The sequence below is a fragment of the Tateyamaria pelophila genome (genome assembly GCF_019966495.1).
In the GTDB taxonomy this organism is placed as follows: Bacteria; Pseudomonadota; Alphaproteobacteria; order Rhodobacterales; family Rhodobacteraceae; genus Tateyamaria; species Tateyamaria pelophila.
On record NZ_JAIMIA010000240.1, the window covers coordinates 1 to 3,429 of the forward strand.

Consider the following 3,429-nt stretch of genomic DNA (forward strand, 5'->3'; position numbering starts at 1 on the left):
GAGGTAAAAGATACTTGATCCGCAGGCCTGATCAGGCGATCTTCGCGTCAGATGGCAGGCCACTTGGGGAATGTCGGCTAGATGTTGAGGCGTCAGAGCTGATGATTGTGGCTTGAGGCGCGGATCGGATCAAAGGGGATAAGCCTTTCAGGTTAGTATAACATGCAGGAAAGGGTATTCTACTTGGGAGAATAAGTTGAGAAGTGGATTGCACTCATGACAAAATCAAAGCTGTCAATTGACGTTGGCGCAGGGGTTTTGGGTTACACGCATGGGTTGCGCCAGTATTCACGCGCGATGCGATTGGCTGGGCAGAGACCGCATGAGTTTTTTGAGGAAGACGCCAAGAAGTATTTGAACGAAAAACTGGAAATCCCCGAACCGAGCGACCTGGATGTTTCGAAGGTGGCGGGGGTCGAGCTTGATCCGGTTATCGAGAGATTTGTTGGATTTACAGGGCTGGTTGCGGGCCATGCACTACAGTCCAGCTCTATCTACGCATTTGAGCGTATCAAAGTCCTTTCGGCGCAAGCTGTCTCGCCGAGTAGAAACCAGTTCAGAATTCAGTTCCTCGCCCCGACGGTTGCGCGCCTGAACCCGACGTTTCTGAAGAACGCCTTCGAATTCGCGGCAACGATTGCCTTGGAGTTCACGCTTCCCGCATATAAGCGGAAGCAAATCAAGACCTTAACCGACAATAGCCTTGTGCGCTTCATCGAAACAACTCGCGCGCAGGCAAATGGCGGCTACTCGATGCGGTTTATTCTCGAACAGGCGTTTGATCAGGGCATTCCCATATCCCATCTCGGGTTCGGGCATTACCAATTTGGCTATGGACGCCATGCGAAAGTTTTCTGCAGAAGCGCCACTCCCAATGACTCATTGATTGGAGCGCAACTGACTTTCAACAAGCTGAAATGCGTCACATACATGAAATCGGCTGGGATTCCGGTGCCAATTTCACGAGCTGCCAGGGATGCGAAAGAAGCGCAGGCCATCGCGCACCAAATCGGGTTCCCAGTCGTGTTAAAGCCCTCGAACCGCGACCGGGGCGAAGGTGTAACTGTCGATGTCCAAAACAACTCGGGCGTTGTTGACGCGTTCGAAAGGGCAAAGAAGGTTTCCAACTCGATACTTGTAGAGAACCGTGTTCCCGGGATTTGCCATCGATTGCTCGTCTACAGGGACCAGCTTATTTTTGCCTACGCCCGACACCCGTTGTCCGCCATCGGCGACGGGACATCCAGCATTCGCGAGCTGATTGAAAAAATGCAGCAGCTGGAGTCCAAAAAGGCCAAGCACCTTCGCAAAAAAACATGCACGCTGGACGAACTTGCGATCACTCAGCTGCATCGGCAGAACTGCGACCCGGAAACCGTCCCTGAATCTGGACAGATCGTTTATTTGAGGCCGTATGAAGGCGAAGTCTGGGGGGGATACGATGAAAACCTAACAGAAAAGGTTGTTCATCCGGCCAACGCAGACCTAGCCTGCCGCACAGCACGCCTTTTTGGCTTGGAAGTCGCGGGCATAGATATGATTTCGGAAGATATCTCACGCCCGTGGTTTGAAACGGAAACGGTGATAAACGAAGTCAATTTTAGGCCTCAGATTGGCGAGAATACTGCGCGGACCTTCATGGACCTTTCGTTTCCCGCGGGGCAGTCGCAAGTTCGCATTGAGTGTTTCGTCGGGGGGGGGGGGGACGCCATGAACGCGGCAACCGAACGCCGCGCGGAATTGGCGCGGGGAACGGGTGGTGCGTTCCTTACCTCGCACAATGTTTCTCTCGATGATCAGGGGAACACCATTCACTTCAGCAAAACTGACAGCCTGTTCCGACGGTCTGAACTTTTGTTGCAGGAAAAGAGTCTGAGTTATCTGATTGCCGTTGTGCAAAACGATGAGATGTTGGCAACTAGGCTCCCATTTCTAAACATCGCCGCTATCCACAAGGTGGGCGGCAGCATTTCCAAGCACAGAGATTCCACCCAACCGGCAACTGCGGCAGATTTCACCAACCTGATCGATTTGCTCGAAACGTATCGTTTGGGTGAAGACGAAACTTTGCAGCAGACCGCGTAATAATCATTGGCAGACATACAATATCAGGATGAGACAATACTGCGTTCGGCCAATCAGCGTATCGAGTATGTCGAGCACGCCGAGGCGCCTGATGATCCGTGCATGTTTGTCTTTCGTTCGTCGAAGAAGACCGAACGACCTGTTTTTCTTTTCGAGGACGTTATCGACTACTTGATGATCCCGGTGACGTTCCTTGTGTGCTGGCTGTTTCCCGTTGGTACGTGGGGTTGGCTTCAAAAGCCGATCATTTTCTTGGGCGAACGGATGGTGCCAAGAGACCGCCAGCGTCGGGTCCGCCGCGCTTATGAGCGTGTGTTTGGAAGCCTAAAAGACGAAGAATGGGACGAGCTGCGCCGAGGTTTGATACGCCAAACTCTTGCAAGCAGGGTTACCGCGGCACAGGAGTTTTCACCGAAGCGGGGCAAGATTACCTTTGATGTTGATGGAGCCGCGAAACTGTTGGAGCAGTTGGAGGTGGGCAAAGGCGCTATACTGTGGGTGAACCGCTTTTCGACTTATCCGATACTTTCAAAGCGCGCGCTTTGCCAAGAAGGCGTTTCGGCATCGGCTCTATCCCACAAATGCCACGGTAATAGTGAATCCCGTTTTGCGGCACTTCTCATGAACAAGATCCAGATCGCGGCAGAGAACCGCTATCTGAAACAGCGACTGGTTTTTGACGACGGCGAAGTGAGAAAGGTCCAGAAAAGAGCGCTTTCGCAGCTGAGAAAGGGGCATCCGGTTATATTCACAAACACGTCGCTGGCGGGCCATCGATATGTTGAGCTTCCTCTCGGGGTTAATGGCAAACTCCGAATGGCTACCGGACCCATAGCGATTGCACTTCGTACGGGTACGCCGCTGTTTGCGGTAAGCATTTTTGAAGTCAGACCCTTTTTGCACTACCGGGTGAAGATCGACGGATTCGACGCTGCTTTGGCGGATGCGGGCCAGTCAGCAAAGTCACGTTCGGATTTCTTGAGCATGGCCCGCGTGGCGCGTGCAAGCCGCGATATTATCCTCGACGGCATAAGAAAGCATCCTGATCAAACTGCGTATATTCTTCTTGACGAGTGATATCGTCTGGATCTTGCCACCTTCAGAAAATGAAAGACGCAAGCAGCCAATTCAGTCCGGTTAACCGGTATAGGCCCCATCGGAAGGTTTGTTCGTAGGATCCCGTTAAGACGGAACAATATGGGAACGAAGGATTATCCCCTTTGTTCCGGCAAGACTAGGTGTTGAGGCGTCAGAGCTGATGATTGTGGCTTGAGGCGCGGATCGGATCAATTTGCGGGGCAGCTTGGGCGCATAAAACGTAGCTTTTCTGATGACAGATGACTT

The 3,429-nt window shown here is 52.4% G+C and carries 2 protein-coding genes; both read left to right on the forward strand.

Annotated elements, in window-relative coordinates:
- Nucleotides 1–216 precede the first annotated feature (216 nt).
- On the forward strand, nucleotides 217–2,085 hold the full coding sequence (locus LC354_RS27040; protein ID WP_223429038.1) for an acetate--CoA ligase family protein: 1,869 nt from the start codon (nucleotides 217–219) through the stop codon (nucleotides 2,083–2,085).
- 6 nt (nucleotides 2,086–2,091) lie between these two features.
- Entirely contained in the window at nucleotides 2,092–3,162 is a 1,071-nt protein-coding gene (locus LC354_RS27045; protein ID WP_223429039.1) for a hypothetical protein, read from the forward strand.
- Nucleotides 3,163–3,429 lie beyond the last annotated feature (267 nt).

Coding starts and splice junctions, on each gene's coding strand:
- LC354_RS27040 (WP_223429038.1), top strand. CDS start 217: ATGACAAAATCAAAGCTGTCAATTGACGTTGGCGCAGGGGTTTTGGGT.